The organism is Castellaniella sp. (genome assembly GCF_049671645.1).
Taxonomy (GTDB): domain Bacteria; phylum Pseudomonadota; class Gammaproteobacteria; order Burkholderiales; family Burkholderiaceae_B; genus Castellaniella.
On sequence record NZ_JBATVG010000023.1, the window covers coordinates 106,737 to 123,597 of the forward strand.

The following is a 16,861-nucleotide window of genomic DNA, read 5'->3' on the forward strand; positions in this document are numbered from 1 at the left end:
ACGATCATGCCCCAGGCCGACAATTTCCTTTTCCCTGTTGATGGATCTGGAAAATGCATGCATGTGTGATCGGCGCCGGTGTGATCGGCGTGACAACCGCCTGGCAACTGGCCCGTCAGGGCTGGCAGGTCACGCTGGTCGACACCGCCGCCGAGCCGGCCGGCGGCGCCAGCCACGCCAATGGCGGGCAGCTCAGCTACAGCTACGTCGCCCCCCTGGCCGAACCCGGCATGCTGCCGCACCTGCCGGCCTGGCTGCTCAATCCGGCCTCGCCGCTGAGATTCCGCCCGAGGGCCGATCCCCTGCAATGGCGCTGGTGCCTGCAGTTCCTGCGAGCCTGCAATACCCGCGCGGCGTCGGCCACATCCGCCCAGTTGCTGTCGCTGTCCTACCTCAGCCGCCAGACGCTGCACGAGATCCAGCGGGAATCGCCCATCGATTTCGGTCATGCCCGCAACGGCAAACTGATCGTCTACCGCACGCCCGCGCTCCTGGAAAAAGCCCGCGCCCAGGTCGCCCTGCAGGCGACGCTGGGCGCGGACCAGCAGATCCTGGCCGCCGACGAGCTGATCGAACGGGAACCCGCCCTGGCACCCGCCCGGGACCGCCTGGCAGGCGCCGTCTATACGCCCAGCGAGGAATCCGGCGATTGCGCCCGTTTCACGCAGGGCCTGTTCCGGCAACTGGCCGCCATGGATCAGGTCACAGTGCGCATGCGGACCCCCATCCGGCAGCTGGAACGCAGCGGCGATCGCATCCGCCGCCTCCTGACCGCGAACGGCGAATCCATCGAAGCGGACCAATTCGTGGTGGCCGCCGGCATGGGCAGCCGCCCGCTGCTGGCGGCCCTGGGCTCCCGCGCCCCCTTATACCCCCTGAAGGGCTACAGCCTGAGCCTGCCCTGCACATCGGATCAGGCGCCCGCCATCAGCGTGACGGACTACGAACGCAAAACGGTCTACGCCAACCTGGGCGGCACGCTGCGCATCGCAGCCATGGTCGGCATCGGCGTGGCGGACCACGGAATCGAGGCCGACCGCATCGCCCTGGTCAAACAACAGGCGCGCGAACTGCTGCCGAGAATGGATATGGGACAGGCGCAGGCCTGGGCCGGCTACCGGCCCGCCACCCCGCACGGTCGCCCCCTGATCGGGCGCAGCCGCGCGGCCGGCAATCTGTGGCTGAATATCGGCCACGGAGCGCTGGGCTTCACGCTGGCCTGCGGCAGCAGCCACCTGCTGGGCAGCCTGATGGACGGCTCCGCGCCCGCCATCGATCCCGCGCCGTTCCAGCCGCGCTGCTGAAACCCGCGGCGCCGTGCGGCCAGGCGGCCCCCGACCCGGTGGATTACACTGCCTTCCATCATGGAAATCTGGCTGCAATCCTCGATCCACGCGCTACTGGCCGCCCTGGCGCTGCCCAGCATCGGGCTGCCGGCCATTTTTCTGATCAGCCTGGTCTCGGCCACGCTATTACCCCTGGGATCCGAGCCCGCAGTCTTCGGCTACGTCCATATGGCGCCGCACATGTTCTGGCCGGCCGTGGGCGTCGCCACCCTGGGCAACACTCTGGGCGGCATCATCACTTACGCCATGGGGGCCGGCGCTGAAAACCTCTGGCAGCGCTGGCGCCATCCCCACGCCATCCTGCCGGCCCCGGCGCAGGCATCGCCCGACAGCCCCGCGGGCGGGCGCTGGCATGTGCTGACGACCGCTTGGTTTCGCCGCTTCGGGCCGCCCGCCCTGCTGCTGTCCTGGTTGCCTGGCATCGGCGATCCTCTATGCGCCGTGGCCGGCTGGCTGCGGCTGCCCTTCTGGCCCAGCGTGTTCTACATGGCGGTCGGGAAACTGCTGCGCTACGTCTCAATGACCATCGCCCTGATGCATGCCTGGCCCTGGGTCAGTCAGTGGCTGTAGAACCGGCAGGCATTCCGGGCAATCATCAAAAATCATCAAGAAACGTAAAAACATGGATACATTCTGATAGAGTTGCCTGCACGTCCATGTATTGAGCGCTGGCATTCCATGTTTCAAGCTGACAGTCCTTCGGAACCCGCGGGCAAAGCCATCGCCTGGGCGACCTTGGTACTGTTGATCGCATTCATCCTGACCCTGCTCAGCCAGCCGATGGCGCCGGCAAAGGATCCCACCATCCTGTGGCCTACCCATGCCATCTTGGCGGGGCTGCTGCTCAGATTCCGGGTTCTCAGGCATTTTTCGTTCTGGCTCGCCATTTATGCCGGCCCGACCCTGGCTCGCCTGTTTCTGGGCTTGTCCTGGAATCTGGCCAATCTATACAGCCTGATCGATCTGTCGGGGATCCTGGCCATCCGATTCATCCTGCTTTCCCGGTGGGCGCCCAAGAACCTGCGCAGCCCCCAGGCGATCGGCCGCGTCCTGCTTGCAGGCGCAGCGGCTGCCGCCGTCACTGCCAGCCTGGCCCTGGCCCTCCTGCCCGGCCCCCAATTGCCCGGTGATCCGGCGTCCACGGCCGCCAACTGGTTTTTCAGCCAACTGCTGGGCTACTGCATATTCCTGCCCCCCGTTCTGCTCCTGCCCAAGTACGGCTCACGGTCGACGGACCAGGCCGCCCTCCAACAGGGATGGCTGACACGCCTGCGGCATCCGGCCTCGTTGCTGCCGTTCATCGCCCTGGCGATCAGCATGGGGCTTTGTTTCCTGCTGGGCGGCCTGGGGGCCATCGCCTTTCCCATCCCCGCCCTGTTGTACTGCGCCTGGCTTTATCCGCAACGGGTCAGCGCCTGGCTGACCGCCGGCACAGCCACGCTGCTCGTCCTGAGCATGGCCCACGGCTGGATCCCCACTTACATCGCGCCGTCCGATGCGCACGCCTCTCCCTGGGCCGCCACGTCCCTGCATCTTGGAATCCTGCTGCTGGTGACCGCGCCGATGCTGTTGTCAGGCACCGTCTCGGTACGCGACGACCAGATTTTCACGCTGACCCAGGCGCTGAACCACGACACCCTGACCCGGGCCCTATCGCGCGCCGCCTTCCTGAGGCATTCCCGCTCATGCCTGAGAACCAGGGCGGCTCGCCCGCCCGAGGCCGGCATGCTGATGCTGGATCTCGACCACTTCAAGCACCTGAACGATCACTACGGCCACGCGGCCGGGGACCAGGCCCTGAGGGAATTCTCGAGCTGCATCCACGCAGCCATCCGGCCACAGGACCTGTTTGGCCGGGTGGGCGGGGAAGAATTCGGAATCACCTTGCCGGACACCCCGCTGCAGGCATCCATCGACATTGCGGAACGCTTGCGCGCCAGCATCGAGGCGCTCGTCATCCGACTGCCCGACAGCACAGGCCTGTCCATCACCGTCAGCATCGGGGTCGCGCACACCTCGCAAAGCCCCCACGACAGCCCCGAGGAGCTGCTGACCTACGCCGACCAAGCGCTGTACCAGGCAAAACGCAACGGCCGCAACCAAGTTTCCGTCTGCCGGGATGACTCCCGCCCCGTCAAGCCCCCTGAAGGACGCATGCCGGACAGCTCCGCCTTGCCGCCCGCCAGCACGCCTACTAGCATAATGCCGGTTACAAACGAGGTTTCCATGACTGACAACGCCGATCGCACGCCCCTGATTGCCCTGCTGGAAGACGACCCCACGCAATCCGCGTGGCTGCAGCAGATCCTGCTGCCGGCCGGGTTCGGCTGCCGGGCCTTCGACAACGGCAACGACCTGCTGGCCACCCTGCGGACCTCCGATGTCTTTCAGCTCCTGCTGCTGGATTGGGAGCTGCCCGGCATCAGCGGCATGGAGGTCCTGCGCTGGGTCAGGGCCAATCTGCCCAGCAATCCCCCGGTCATTTTCGTCACCAGTCGCACGCTGGAAAGCGACCTCGTCGAAGGGCTGGACGCGGGCGCCAACGATTATGTATGCAAACCCTGCCGACCCGCGGAACTGCTCGCCCGCATCCGCGCCCAACTGCGCCCCCAGCAATCCCACGCCAGCCCGGACACCAGCTTCCGCCTGGGCGATTTTTCAGTCGATACGATCGCCAGACACATCGAACTGCGCGGCGAAATCATCCAGATGACCCCCAAGGAATTCGATCTGGCCGCCCTGTTCCTGCGGCATCCCTGGCGCCTGTTCTCCCGCGACGACCTGAGCGCGCTGATCTGGAATCGAGAGATCCCCAGCACATCCCGCACACTGGACACACATTTGTCCAACATCCGCAAAAAACTCCAGCTCGGTCCGGCCTCAGGCACCTTGCTGAACGCGTCCTACGCACTGGGCTACCGGCTCGAGCTGCTGGACGAGCACAAGGCAATCTCATGACAAGCTTTCTCCCGTTTTCTTCCGCGCTCCGCCGCACCCCGCCGTGCATGGCATGGCTGGGCGCCGGCTTGGCGCTGCTGCTTGCCGCCGCCGCGGCACAGGCCCGCCCGCTGGGGGCCCAAGGCGAAAATTTCCTCTATCAGGTCGAGTCGGGCGACACGCTGGAAGCCCTGGCGCGGCGCTACACCCGCGACCCCGGCAATTGGCGCGCGCTGCAAGCGCTGAATCAGGTGGCGGACCCCTACCGTCTGTCCATAGACCGGATCCTGCGCATACCGCTGGCCCTGATCCCCCGGCAGGCCGCACGGGCCCTGGTGACGCACGTCCACGGGCAGGTGAGCCGGGACGGCAAAACCTTGCAAGTCGGCGATACGCTTGGAACCGGCGATATCCTGCGCACCGGCCAGGGGTCCGCCACCCTGTCGCTGGAAGACCGCAGCCTTCTCACCATCGCCCCCAACAGCGAAGTCCGGGTCCGCAATCTCCAGACGTTCCACGGCACCGGGCTGACGGATACGGTGCTGGACCTGCCGCACGGCAGCGTGGAGTCTTCCGTCGCGCCTGAAGACACCGGGGTGGGCCGCTTCGAAATCCGGACCCCCGCCACCGTCACCGGGGTGCGCGGCACACAGTTGCGCGTCCACGCGGGCAAAGCGGGATCCCGCCACGAAGTCCTGCACGGAGAGGCCGCAATCCGGAATCCCGCCCAGGCCGAACAACGGCTCGCACAGGATCACGGGGCCGCCTACGACACATCGGGAGCCTGGCTGGGCACCCAGGCCCTGCTCCCCGCTCCCGTGCTGCAGCCGCCTGAGCCGGGCGCATCATCGCTGGCCTGGACCCCCGTGCCAGGGTCCACGGCTTACCGGGTCCGGATCGCGCTGGACCCCGCCGGCACCCAGCTGGAATCCAGCCGGCAGGTCACACAGGCCCGCATCCCGCTTGACATGTCGGGAAGCGGCTTCCGCTACCTCTTCGTCAGGGCGATCGACGCCCTGGGCATCGAAGGCAGCGATGCCATGCTGCGCATCCGGATCACCAATAGCCTCATCAGCCCGGATGGGCGCCCGGTACTCAGCGGCGACGGCACCCCGATCAGCCTGGGCAACGGCTGAGGCATGTCCCGGTCGGCCGACCCCTACCCGCCCAGCCTGCAGCGGCGTCTGCTCGCGGAATGGCTGGGCCTGACGCTGGCGCTATCGCTGCTGGTCGCCGCCATCTCGATCTGGAGTCAATCCCCGGTCCTGCGCGACATCAACCAGCAGGCCTACGACCTGAGCATGCAGCTCACCCCGCGACCGGCGGCCGATCGCGACATTGTGGTGATCACCATCGACGACGCCAGCATCGAGGCCCTGGGCTACTGGCCCTGGCGGCGGGCCACCCATGCCGCCCTGCTGCCGCGCCTGCGCCTGGCGCGGGCAGTCGTCCTGGATCTGATCCTGGCCGACCCCCGCCCGGCCTACCCTCAGGACGACCAGCTGCTGGCCGCCGCCATGGCTGTCCACGGGCGCGTCGTGCTGCCCGAAGTGCTGGACCCGGAGGGCCGGCATGTCATCCACCCCCTGCCGGCGCTCGCCAGCGCGGCCGCCGCCGTCGGCCGCATCGATGCGCAACCCGGTCCCGACGGGCGACTGCGCGCCATCCAGCTATGGCGGACGACAGGCCAGGGCGTGCGCTTGCCCCATCTCAGCGTGGCGCTGGCGCGCGTGGCCGGCCTGGACGCCGCGACGCAGCCGGCGGCCGACACATCGTCCTACCTGCAATTCATCGACCCGGCCAGAACCTTCGTCCACTACCCCTATGCGGCCGTCCTGCGCGGCGAGATTCCAGAGTCGGCCTTCGAGAACCGGATCGTCCTGATCGGCGCATGGGCTTCCGGGCTGGGCGACCAACTGCCCACCGCCATGGGCCGCGGCCTGACCACCGGAGTGGAGATCCTGGCCGACAGTATCCAGAACCTGAAGCAGTCCCTGTGGATCCGCATCGCCTCGCCATGGGTCACCATTCCGGTGTCCTTATGCGTTCTTTTGCTGGTCTGCCTGGGATTACGCAAGCTATCCCCGCGCTACGGCCTGGCGGGCGCGCTGGCCGCTCTGCTGGGCTTCCTGGCGGCGGATGCCTGGCTCCTGGCTCAGGGCGGGCTCTGGATCCCGCCCGCAGGCCTGCTGCTGGCGATCGCCCTTGCCTACCCACTATGGACCTGGCGTCTCCAGGAGGCATCCCTGCAGCACATAGACCAGGAACTGGAGCGCCTGCAGATCCACCCGAGGCAAAACCCGCAGCAGGCAGCGCAATGGGTCGGCCCCAACACACTGCCCGAACGCGCCGCCCGCCTGCACCAGGCAGTCTCCCGTCTGAAAGCGGCCGCCCGGGACCAGCAAGATACCCTGGGGTTCATTTCCCACGACATGCGGTCACCGCAGAACGCCATCCTGGCCGCCATCGAGCTGCGCCGGGAGGCCCCCGACCGATGGACGGAATCCGGCACGCTGAGCCACATCGAAGCACAGGCTCATGCGACCTTGCACCTGGTGGACAATTTCGTTCAGCTGGCCCGCGCCGAATCCGCTCCTCTGCAAAAACACGCCTGCCTGCTGGACGATCTGGTCCAGGACTGCTGCGACCGGCGCTGGTCGCAGGCGGCGCAACGCCGCATCACACTGACTTTCCAGCCCTCCGGTCACGACAACATTGTCGACATCGATATCGAACTGATGCGCCGGGCGATCGGCAACCTCCTGGACAATGCCATCCAGTACAGCTTCGAAGGCGGGGAAATACGATGCAGCATCGACCGGGATGACTCCGCCTGCAGCATTCACATCCAGGACGCCGGCCCCGGCATCGGGCCCGAACAGATCCCCCACCTGTTCACCCGGTTCTGGCGCTCCGCCGGAGACGGCAAGAAGCCGGCGGGCAACGGACTGGGGCTGGCATTCGTCCAGACGGTCGCCCAGCGCCACGGAGGACAGGCCCGCTGCGTCAGCGAACCGGGACGCGGATCCCGGTTCAGCATCGACCTGCCAAATACGGACTGACAACAAGACCGCCGGGCGCCAGGGGTTTTGCCATTACACTAAGCAATTGCCCCTGCCTTCCATAGGGGCACTATCGTCACGATGCCCTCATGAACGCCCCCGTCGCCCCCGAATTGCTCGAACCCGCCCAGGCGCCCCGTCTGCGTGAAATCCCCTACAACTACACGTCCTGGTCGGACCGCGAAATCGTCTGCCGGCTGCTGGGCGAATCCGCCTGGCAGCTGCTGTCCGAACTGCGCGGCCAGCGGCGCACAGGCCGGTCGGCACGGATGCTGTTCGAAGTGCTGGGCGACATCTGGGTGGTGCAGCGCAACCCCTATCTGCAAGACGACCTGCTGGACAATCCGAAACGGCGGCATCAGCTGGTCGAGGCGCTGAACCACCGCCTGAACGAAATCGACCAGCGCCGCGACGACGATCACGGGGTGCGAGATGCCCAGGTGCAACAGCTGCTGGCGGCGGCCCGCAGCGCGGTCGCCACCTTCGAGGCGGACTTCGTCTCGGTCGAAAAACTGCGCCATGACGCCCTGAAGCAGCTGTCACGCCTGACCAAGCGGGACAATATCCGCTTCGACGGCCTGTCGCGGGTGTCCCACGTCACCGATGCGACCGACTGGCGGGTGGAATATCCCTTCGTCGTGCTGATGCCCGACACGGAAGACGAAATCGCCGCCCTGGTGCGGGCCTGCATCCACCTGGGCCTGACTATCGTGCCTCGCGGCGGCGGCACCGGCTACACGGGCGGCGCGATTCCGCTGACATGGCGCTCGGCGGTGATCAACACCGAAAAGCTGGACGCCATCGGCGTTGTCGAAGCCATCGCCCTGCCTGGCGTGGAACAGCCGGTGCACACCATCCTGACCGGGGCCGGAGTCGTCACGCGCCGCGTAGCCGAGGCTGCGGAAGCGGCCGGGCGAGTCTTCGCGGTGGACCCGACATCGGCGGACGCTTCCTGCGTGGGCGGCAACGTCGCCATGAACGCGGGCGGGAAGAAAGCCGTATTGTGGGGCACGGCGCTGGACAACCTGGCCTGGTGGCGCATGGTCGACCCCCAGGGCGACTGGCTGGAAATCACCCGCCTCGACCACAATCTGGGCAAGATCCACGATGTCGAGCAGGCCCGTTTCGAACTGAAATGGTTCGACGGCCGCCAGGCCCCCGGCCAGACGCTCCTGAAAACCGAGGTTCTCGCCATCGAGGGCCGTCGTTTCCGCAAGGCCGGCCTGGGCAAGGACGTGACCGACAAATTCCTGGCCGGCCTGCCCGGCGTGCAAAAAGAAGGCTGCGACGGCCTGATCACGGCCGCGCGCTGGATCCTGCATCGCATGCCCACGCACACGCGCACGGTCTGCATGGAATTCTTCGGCCAGGCCCGCCATGCCGTGCCGTCCATCGTCGAGGTCAAGCACTATCTGGACACCGACGGCCGTGCCAACGGCGCCATCCTGGCCGGTCTGGAACACCTGGACGAGCGCTATCTGCGGGCCGTGGGCTACGCCACCAAAAGCAAACGCGGCACCTTGCCCAAAATGGTGCTGATCGGCGACATCGTGGGCGACGACGAACACGCCGTGGCCCTGGCCGCCAGCGAGGTCGTGCGCATCGCCAACTCGCGCCACGGGGAAGGCTTCATCGCCGTCAGCCCCGAAGCCCGCAAGAAATTCTGGCTGGACCGCGCCCGCACCGCCGCGATCTCCCGCCACACCAACGCCTTCAAGATCAACGAAGACGTGGTGATCCCGCTGCCGCGCATGGGCGAATACACGGATGCCATCGAACGCATCAACATCGAACTGTCCACGCGCAACAAGCTGCGCCTGATCGACGCCCTGGAAAGCTACCTGCAGGGGGATCTGCCCGTGGGCAAGGCCGAAGACCCGGACGATGCCGAACACACCCGGGAATTCATCCTGTCCACCCGCCGCCACGACGCCCTGGACACCCTGGCCGCCGTGCGCCGGCGCTGGGCCTGGTTGCTGGACCACCTGGATGCATCCCTGGCCGATCACCTGGACACCCTGGCGGCCCTGGGCCTGGAACCCCTGCTGCCCGCCCTGCGGGAACGCCTGGCCGCGCAGCCCGACAGCCGCATCGTGGACATCATCCAGGACCATACCCTGCGCATTTCCTGGAAGGCCGATATCCGGGGCGCCATGGAACGCCACTTCGCCGGGGCGGAATGCGCCGCCGTCCTGGCCGGTTTGCAGGCCACGCATGACCGCATCCTGAAAAGCCGGGTCTTCGTCGCCCTGCACATGCATGCGGGCGATGGCAACGTGCACACCAACATCCCGGTCAATTCGGACGACTACGAGATGCTGCGCGAAGCCAACCAGGCCGTGGCCCGCATCATGGGCATCGCCCGCAGCCTGGACGGCGTGATTTCCGGCGAACACGGCATCGGGCTGACGAAACTCGAATTCCTGACCGAGGCCGAGCTGGGCCCCTTCCAGGACTACAAGCGGCGCGTCGATCCCCACGGACATTTCAACGCGGGCAAGCTGATGCCCGGCGCCGACCTGTCGCGCGCCTGGACGCCCAGCTTCAACCTGCTGGGCTACGAATCGCTGATCATGCAGCGCAGCGAAATCGGCGCCATTTCCAATGCCATCAAGGACTGCCTGCGCTGCGGCAAGTGCAAGCCCGTGTGCGCCACGCACGTGCCGCGCGCCAACCTGCTGTATTCGCCGCGCAACAAGATCCTGGCAACGTCCCTGCTGATCGAGGCCTTCCTGTACGAGGAGCAGACCCGGCGCGGGGTCAGTATCCGCCACTGGGAAGAATTCGAGGACGTGGGCGATCACTGCACGCTCTGCCACAAGTGCTACAACCCCTGTCCGGTGGACATCGATTTCGGCGACGTGTCCATGGAAATGCGGGCCTTGCTGCGGCGGATGGGAAAAAAATCCTTCAACCCCGGCACCGCGGCATCCATGTTCTTCCTGAACGCGAAGGACCCGCGCGTGATCAAGGCGACCCGCACGGCCATGATCGACATGGGCTACAAAGCCCAGCGCCTGGCCCACGATCTGCTGGCGCCGGTCGCCAAGAAGCAGATGGCGCACCCGCCGGCCACGGTGGGCAAGGCGCCGGTGCGCGAACAGGTGATCCACTTCATCAACAAGAAAATGCCCGGCGGCCTGCCCAAGCAGACCGCCCGCAAGCTGCTGGACATCGAAGACCCGAACATCGTCCCCATCATCCGCAATCCGGCGACCACCGCGCCCGACACGGAGGCCGTGTTCTATTTTCCCGGCTGCGGCTCGGAGCGACTGTTTTCCCAGGTGGGCCTGGCGACCCAGGCGATGCTATGGCACGTAGGGGTGCAGACCGTGCTGCCGCCGGGCTATCTGTGCTGCGGCTACCCGCAGCGCGGCAACGGCCTGGCCGACAAGGCCGAGCAGATGATGACGGACAACCGCGTACTGTTCCACCGCATGGCGACGACGCTGAACTACCTGGACATCAAGACGGTGGTGGTCAGTTGCGGCACCTGCTACGACCAGTTGGAAAGCTACGAATTCGACAAGATCTTCCCGGGCTGCCGGCTGATCGACATCCATGAATACCTGCTGGAAAAGGGGGTGGACATCGCCGGGGTGCAGGGGGTTCGCTACATCTATCACGATCCCTGCCACACGCCGATGAAGCAGCAGGACCCGATGAAGACGGTGAAGTCGCTGCTGGGCGAATCGAACGCGATCAAGACCGACCGCTGCTGCGGCGAATCGGGGACGCTGGCGGTGTCGCGGCCCGACATCTCGACGCAGATCCGTTTCCGCAAACAGGAAGAACTGGCGAAGAACACGGCCGCGATCCGCGCCGATGGCTTCCAGGGAGAGGTCAAGATGGTGACGTCCTGTCCGTCCTGTCTGCAGGGGCTGGCGCGCTACGAGCAGGACACGGGGCTATCGGCCGACTACATCGTGGTGGAAATGGCCAAGCACCTGCTGGGGGACAGCTGGATGCCGGATTATGTGAAGGCGGCGAATTCGGGGGGGATTGAAAGGGTGCTGGTGTAGGGGTGTCGGGGTTTCAGGGTATTGGCGTCTTTGAGGCGTTGGCATCTGAAACCCGGTGCTGCGCAGTTCACCCCTCTGGGTCGCCCTGTTCGGCGGTCCTCCCTGCGGTCGGACTGCCCGGCCCTTCCTCGTCCGAGCGGGCGGCAGGCAAACTCGTCGCTACGCTCCTCAGACAGTGCCCGCCTTGCTGCCCGCTCTCCCTTCGGAAGCCGCCGGCGCCTCACGCGGTTGACCCAGAGGGGTGAACTGCGCAACACCTGGCGGCAGCATCATGCGGGGGGCACGGGCGAGGCTCCCGGAAAACCAAGAGTCCGCAGTGGGGCTTAACGGCGCCCCCTGGAACATCACGGCGGCTTCAGGCCTCCGGACCCGTCTCGAATTCGCAGACGGTGTAGACCGGCAGTCCTGAATCGCGCACGGCCTTGGAGCCGCCCAGGTCGGGCAGATCGATGATGGCGGCGGCCTCGGCGACGTTGGCGCCCAGGCGCTGCAGCAGGCGGGACGCCGCCAGCATGGTGCCGCCGGTGGCGATCAGATCGTCGATCAGCAGGACGCGCTGGCCGGGGCGCACGGAATCCGTGTGCATTTCGACGGTGGCGTTGCCGTATTCCAGGGCGTATTCTTCAGCGACGGTGCGAAAGGGCAGTTTGCCCTGTTTACGCACGGGCACGAAGCCCAGGTTCAATTCGTAGGCCAGGACGGACCCGACGATGAAGCCGCGCGCGTCGATGCCCGCGACCAGATCCAGGCGCTGGCGCATATAGCGGTAGACGAACAGGTCGATCAGCACCCGGAACGAACGCGGGTCCTGCAGCACGGGCGTGATGTCGCGAAACTGGACACCCGGTTTCGGCCAGTCGGGCACGGTGCGGATCGTGTCGCGGATGTACTGGGCCGGATCGGTTTGCATGGCATCATCCTGATAGAAGGCAAGGCGGCGACAGTTTAACAAGCCGCCATATCTTTCACAGTAAAATCGACGGATGCATACCCAACCCCAGATCACCCCGGACGCCCTGCGCCAAAGCGCGGCTCGCACCTTCGACATCGAGATCCAGGCCCTGCAGGCCTTGCGGGGGCGCATCGACGGCCGTTTCGAACAAGCCGTGCGCCTGATTCTGGACTGTCCGGGGCGCGTGGTCGTCACGGGCATCGGGAAATCCGGCCATGTCGCCCGCAAGATCGCCGCCACGCTGGCCTCGACGGGCACGCCGGCATTCTTCATGCATGCCGCCGAAGCCATCCACGGCGATCTGGGCATGCTGACGGGCCAGGATATCCTGCTGGCGGTGTCCTATTCCGGATCTGCCCAGGAACTGATCACCATCATTTCCGTGGCCAAGCGCATGGGCACGCGCATCATCGCCATGACGGGGCACGACGATTCCGAACTGGCGCGCAGCGCCGACCTGGCCCTGGATGCGGCGGTCGATCACGAAGCCTGCCCGCTGAACCTGGCGCCGACGGCCAGCACCACGGCGGCCCTGGTGCTGGGCGATGCCATTGCCGTCGCCTGCCTGGAAGCCCGGGGCTTCAACCGCGACGATTTCGCCCGATCCCATCCCGGCGGGGCGCTGGGCCGCCGCCTGCTGACCTCCGTGGCCGACATCATGCGCAGCGGCGCCGCCCTGCCGCGGGTGCGCCCGGACACGCTGATCCCCGATGCACTGACGGAAATGTCCGCCAAGGGCATGGGCATGACCATCGTGCTCGACCAGAACCGCCCTGTGGGCATTTTCACGGATGGCGACCTGCGCCGCATGATCGCCCAGCACGGCGACATCCGCGCGCTGCCGGTGTCTGCCGGCATGAGCCGCCACCCCCGGACCATCGCCGCCGACGCCCCCGCCATCGAAGCGGCGACCATCATGGATGCCCATAAGCTGAATCAGATGCTGGTGCTGGATGCCGACGGGCTATTATTGGGTGCTTTGCACATGCACGACCTTCTGGCCGCCAAGGTGATCTGATGAATGAACTGCCCGGTTTCTCCCACCCTGCCGAAGCCCAGATCCTGGCGCGCGTGTCGACGGACATCCGCAGCCGCGCCGGCGCCGTGCGCCTGATGATTTTCGACGTGGACGGCATCCTGACCGACGGCAGCCTCTGGTATGGCGAACACGGCGAAGCCGTCAAGCCCTTCAACGCGCTGGACGGCCATGGGCTGCGCCTGCTGCGCGAACAGGGCATCCGCGTCGCCTGGGTCAGCGGTCGGAAAAGCGCCATCACCGCCCGCCGGGCCGCCGAACTGGGCATTTCGCCCGCCCTGCAGGGCATCCACGACAAGATCAACACGGTCGAAGAACTGGCCCGCGACGCGGGGTTGCGACTGGACGCCGTGGGCTACATGGGCGACGACATCATCGATCTGCCCGTGCTGCGACGCGTAGGCTTCGCCGTCAGCGTCCCCAACGCGCCGCTTTACGTCAGCCAGGCGGCCCACTGGGTCACCGGCCTGTCCGGCGGCCGGGGCGCCGTGCGCGAATGCTGCGACCTGATCCTGGCGGCTCAGGGGCGCCTGGGCGCCTGCTTCACCGCGTCCCTGTCCACACTGGGCGGTGCCATCCAATGAAAGAACGGCTGCCCAGTCTGGTCGCCATTCTGCTCCTGGGCCTGCTGGTGCTCGGCACCTGGTGGGCGTCCGACTACGCCCTGCGTTCAATCCAGATCGATCCGCCCCGGCGCATGACCCACGAACGAGACTCCTGGGCCAGCGCCTTCGTCATGGTGCGCACCAATCCCCAGGGGCATGCCATCAACCGCCTGGAAGGCAGCGCGATGGCGCACTACCCCGACACCGACAGCTACGACATCACGGCCCCCCGCGCGGTCGGCCATCAACCGAATTCCCCCATCACCGTCGGCACCGCCGAAATGGGCACGCTGGACCAGCACGGCGAGCGCATCGTCCTGAACGGCAATGCCCACCTGAAACGGCTGCCCGACGCCAATCACCAGCTGCTGGACGTGCGCAGCGACCAACTGACCATCGAGCCCGACCAGGACCTGGTCTATACCGATCACCCGGCGCTGGTCATCAACGGCAATTCCACGATGCGCGGCCAGGGGATGCGCTACGATAACCGCACCCGCCAGCTGACGGTCAAGGCCGCCAGCGACGTCAAGATTTCCGGCGAAGATCAAGCGGCCCGCAATGCCGGACCTAAAAAGGCCCCACAACCATGAAAACCTTGCCTCTAGCTCTGCTCGCCGCATCGGCGGCCTGTTGCCTGACGCTGTCCGCCCAGGCAGCCCCCGCCCAGGACAAGACCGCGGAACCCGACACCGTCATTCTGTCGGACACCCTGCACTACGACGACGTCAGCAAGACCAGCACCTTCACCGGCAACGTGGTCCTGACCCGGGGCGCCATGACCCTGCGGGCCGACAAGCTCGTCACCCACGAAGACGCCCAGGGCAACCAGTTCGGCACCGCCACTGCGGACAAGAGCGGCACCGTCACCATCCGCCAGGAAAATCCGGCCAAATTCGAAACCCTGATCGCCACCGGGCAACAGGCGGATTACGTGGGGCAGGCCGGCGATATCACCCTGACCGGCCAGGCTACCGTGACACGCCAGATCTGCGGCCAGACGTTCGACAACGTCCGGGGCGCCAAAATCATCTATCACGACAAGACCGGCACCTACGAAGCCTTCGGCGGAAAGAATTCCGCTGCCGCAGGCGGACGCGTCCGTTCGCTGGCGCAGCCGCAATCCCGCATCGACCAGGCCATCGCCAAATGCCGCGCGGGACACTCCGCAGGACGCTCGTAACCGCCTGAATCACCATATGCCCGTCACCGCATCACAATCCACCTCCGAACCCCCGCGCAGCAGCGGCTGCCTCCAGGCCATCGGCCTGGGCAAGACCTTTGGCCGGCGCGCGGTGGTCCAGGATGTTTCCCTCTCCGTCGACAGCGGCGAAGTCGTCGGCCTGCTGGGCCCCAACGGCGCCGGCAAGACCACCAGCTTCTACATGATCGTCGGCCTGATTCCCGCCGACACCGGCCGCATCGCCATCGATCACCACGACGTCACGGGCGTGCCCATGCACCGGCGCGCCCGCCTGGGGCTGTCGTATCTGCCCCAGGATGCGTCCGTCTTCCGGCGTCTCACCGTGGAACAGAACATCCGCGCCGTGCTGGAACTGCAACGCGACGCGCAAGGCCACGCCCTGTCCGGCCACGCGATCGAGGAACGCCTGGAGTCCCTGATCGACGAACTGCAGATCGAGCACATCCGCCGCAACATGGCGCTGTCGCTGTCCGGCGGGGAACGACGCCGGGTGGAAATCGCCCGGGCGCTGGCCACGCATCCCCGCTTCATTCTGCTGGACGAACCCTTTGCAGGCGTCGACCCGATCGCCGTCATCGAGATCCAGCGGATCGTGCAGTTCCTGCGCGGGCGCAATATCGGCGTCCTGATCACCGACCACAACGTGCGTGAAACCCTGGGCATCTGCGACCGCGCCTACATCATCAGCGAAGGCCGGGTGCTGACCAGCGGGCACCCCAGCGAGATCGTCGACAACGAAGCCGTGCGCCAGGTGTATCTGGGCAAGAATTTCCGGATGTAGGCCCGGCGGGCCGGGGGAAAGGGCCCCCACGCCGCGTAGCCTTCGGCTGCTTGCTGCCCCCCGAGGGGGCGCTTTGACGCTTGGGGGCGGCCCAGCGCGCCAAAAGGGCCCCCACGCCGCACAGCCTTCGGCTGCTTGCTGTCCACCTCGCAGCTTGCATGCTGCTCGGATTCACCAGGCACAGGCCAGTCCTCAGGACTGCCCTGTGTCCGGGTTCATCCCCCGAGGGGGCGCTTGGGGCGGCCCGGCGCGCCAAAAGGCCGCCGTGCCAAAAACAAATCGCCCCGGCATCCAGGGGCGATTTTCATGGGCGCCGCCGGAAATCGTCAGCAGCCAATCCAAGCATCTTACCTCTTTTTGCCCCTCTTGCTGTCTTTCCGCCAATCGGTACACTGGGGTTGTCATCAACCTGTCAGAAAAGGAGGCCTCTTCCCCCACATCCCCGGTTCTTCACCGAACCGCCCCTGTATTTTTCCGCAAGGAGCCTGCACTATGAGCCTGACAATCACCGGTCGCCATCTGGAAATCACCCCCGCCATCCGCGAATACGTCCACACAAAGACCGCTCGCGTTCTGCGGCACTTCGATCAGGTCATCGATACCCAGGTCATGCTCTCCATCGAACCGCTCAAGCACACGGCTGAAATCACCATGCGCCTGCGCGGCAAGGACCTGCATTGCGAAGCCTCGGATGACAATCTGTACGCGGCCATCGACCTGCTGGTCGACAAAGTCGACCGCCAGGTGATCAAATACAAATCCAAGGCTCAAACCTACGCGCACGAACCCCCGAAACGTCAGGAAATCCACGCTGAATAAGCATCCTGAACGGCCGGCTCGACTCGGCCGCCACTGACTCCATGGCCTCGCAGCGCTGCTCCGGGGCCATGTTGGTATCCAGGGGTCTTCTGACACC

The 16,861-nt window shown here is 66.3% G+C and carries 13 protein-coding genes; 12 read left to right on the plus strand and 1 reads right to left on the minus strand.

What is annotated here, in order from left to right; genetic code table 11:
• Positions 1-53 precede the first annotated feature (53 nt).
• The 6 genes from WBG56_RS11535 to WBG56_RS11560 all read left to right on the plus strand — a co-directional run bounded on the left by WBG56_RS11535 (position 54) and on the right by WBG56_RS11560 (position 11,367).
• Positions 54-1,304, plus strand: coding sequence for a D-amino acid dehydrogenase (locus tag WBG56_RS11535; protein ID WP_424268407.1), 1,251 nt, complete (start codon positions 54-56; stop codon positions 1,302-1,304).
• A gap of 60 nt (positions 1,305-1,364) precedes the next feature.
• Positions 1,365-1,916, plus strand: coding sequence for a YqaA family protein (locus tag WBG56_RS11540; protein ID WP_424268409.1), 552 nt, complete (start codon positions 1,365-1,367; stop codon positions 1,914-1,916).
• A gap of 108 nt (positions 1,917-2,024) precedes the next feature.
• A complete protein-coding gene (locus tag WBG56_RS11545) occupies positions 2,025-4,304 on the plus strand; it encodes a diguanylate cyclase (protein ID WP_424268411.1) in 2,280 nt (759 codons plus the stop codon).
• Positions 4,301-5,419, plus strand: a complete 1,119-nt coding sequence (locus tag WBG56_RS11550) for a FecR family protein (protein WP_424268413.1) — start codon at positions 4,301-4,303, stop codon at positions 5,417-5,419. Before WBG56_RS11545 ends, WBG56_RS11550 begins: the two co-directional genes overlap by 4 nt.
• Before the next feature lie 3 nt (positions 5,420-5,422).
• A complete protein-coding gene (locus WBG56_RS11555; RefSeq protein WP_424268415.1) occupies positions 5,423-7,345 on the plus strand; it encodes a CHASE2 domain-containing protein in 1,923 nt (640 codons plus the stop codon).
• A gap of 89 nt (positions 7,346-7,434) precedes the next feature.
• On the plus strand, positions 7,435-11,367 hold the full coding sequence (locus tag WBG56_RS11560; protein ID WP_424268417.1) for a DUF3683 domain-containing protein: 3,933 nt from the start codon (positions 7,435-7,437) through the stop codon (positions 11,365-11,367).
• A 355-nt stretch (positions 11,368-11,722) separates the two neighbouring features.
• Here WBG56_RS11560 and WBG56_RS11565 read toward each other — a convergent pair whose 3' ends face one another.
• Positions 11,723-12,277 carry an adenine phosphoribosyltransferase gene (locus WBG56_RS11565; protein ID WP_424268419.1) on the minus strand — a complete coding sequence of 185 codons (555 nt, stop codon included), beginning with the start codon at positions 12,275-12,277 and terminating at the stop codon, positions 11,723-11,725.
• 73 nt (positions 12,278-12,350) lie between these two features.
• On the opposite strand from WBG56_RS11565, the gene WBG56_RS11570 reads away from it, so the two are divergent.
• From WBG56_RS11570 to hpf, 6 genes are all read left to right on the plus strand, one after another.
• Positions 12,351-13,337: a KpsF/GutQ family sugar-phosphate isomerase gene (locus WBG56_RS11570; protein ID WP_424268421.1), complete on the plus strand. Its 987-nt coding sequence runs from the start codon at positions 12,351-12,353 to the stop codon at positions 13,335-13,337.
• Positions 13,337-13,939 carry a KdsC family phosphatase gene (locus WBG56_RS11575; protein WP_424268423.1) on the plus strand — a complete coding sequence of 201 codons (603 nt, stop codon included), beginning with the start codon at positions 13,337-13,339 and terminating at the stop codon, positions 13,937-13,939. The genes WBG56_RS11570 and WBG56_RS11575 overlap by 1 nt, the downstream gene beginning before the upstream one ends.
• Positions 13,936-14,553: an LPS export ABC transporter periplasmic protein LptC gene (gene lptC, locus WBG56_RS11580; protein ID WP_424268425.1), complete on the plus strand. Its 618-nt coding sequence runs from the start codon at positions 13,936-13,938 to the stop codon at positions 14,551-14,553. The genes WBG56_RS11575 and lptC overlap by 4 nt, the downstream gene beginning before the upstream one ends.
• Entirely contained in the window at positions 14,550-15,143 is a 594-nt protein-coding gene (lptA, locus tag WBG56_RS11585; protein ID WP_424268427.1) for a lipopolysaccharide transport periplasmic protein LptA, read from the plus strand. The genes lptC and lptA overlap by 4 nt, the downstream gene beginning before the upstream one ends.
• Before the next feature lie 16 nt (positions 15,144-15,159).
• On the plus strand, positions 15,160-15,945 hold the full coding sequence (gene lptB / locus WBG56_RS11590; protein WP_424268429.1) for an LPS export ABC transporter ATP-binding protein: 786 nt from the start codon (positions 15,160-15,162) through the stop codon (positions 15,943-15,945).
• Between the two features lie 492 nt (positions 15,946-16,437).
• A complete protein-coding gene (hpf, locus tag WBG56_RS11595) occupies positions 16,438-16,764 on the plus strand; it encodes a ribosome hibernation-promoting factor, HPF/YfiA family (RefSeq protein ID WP_298013151.1) in 327 nt (108 codons plus the stop codon).
• Positions 16,765-16,861 lie beyond the last annotated feature (97 nt).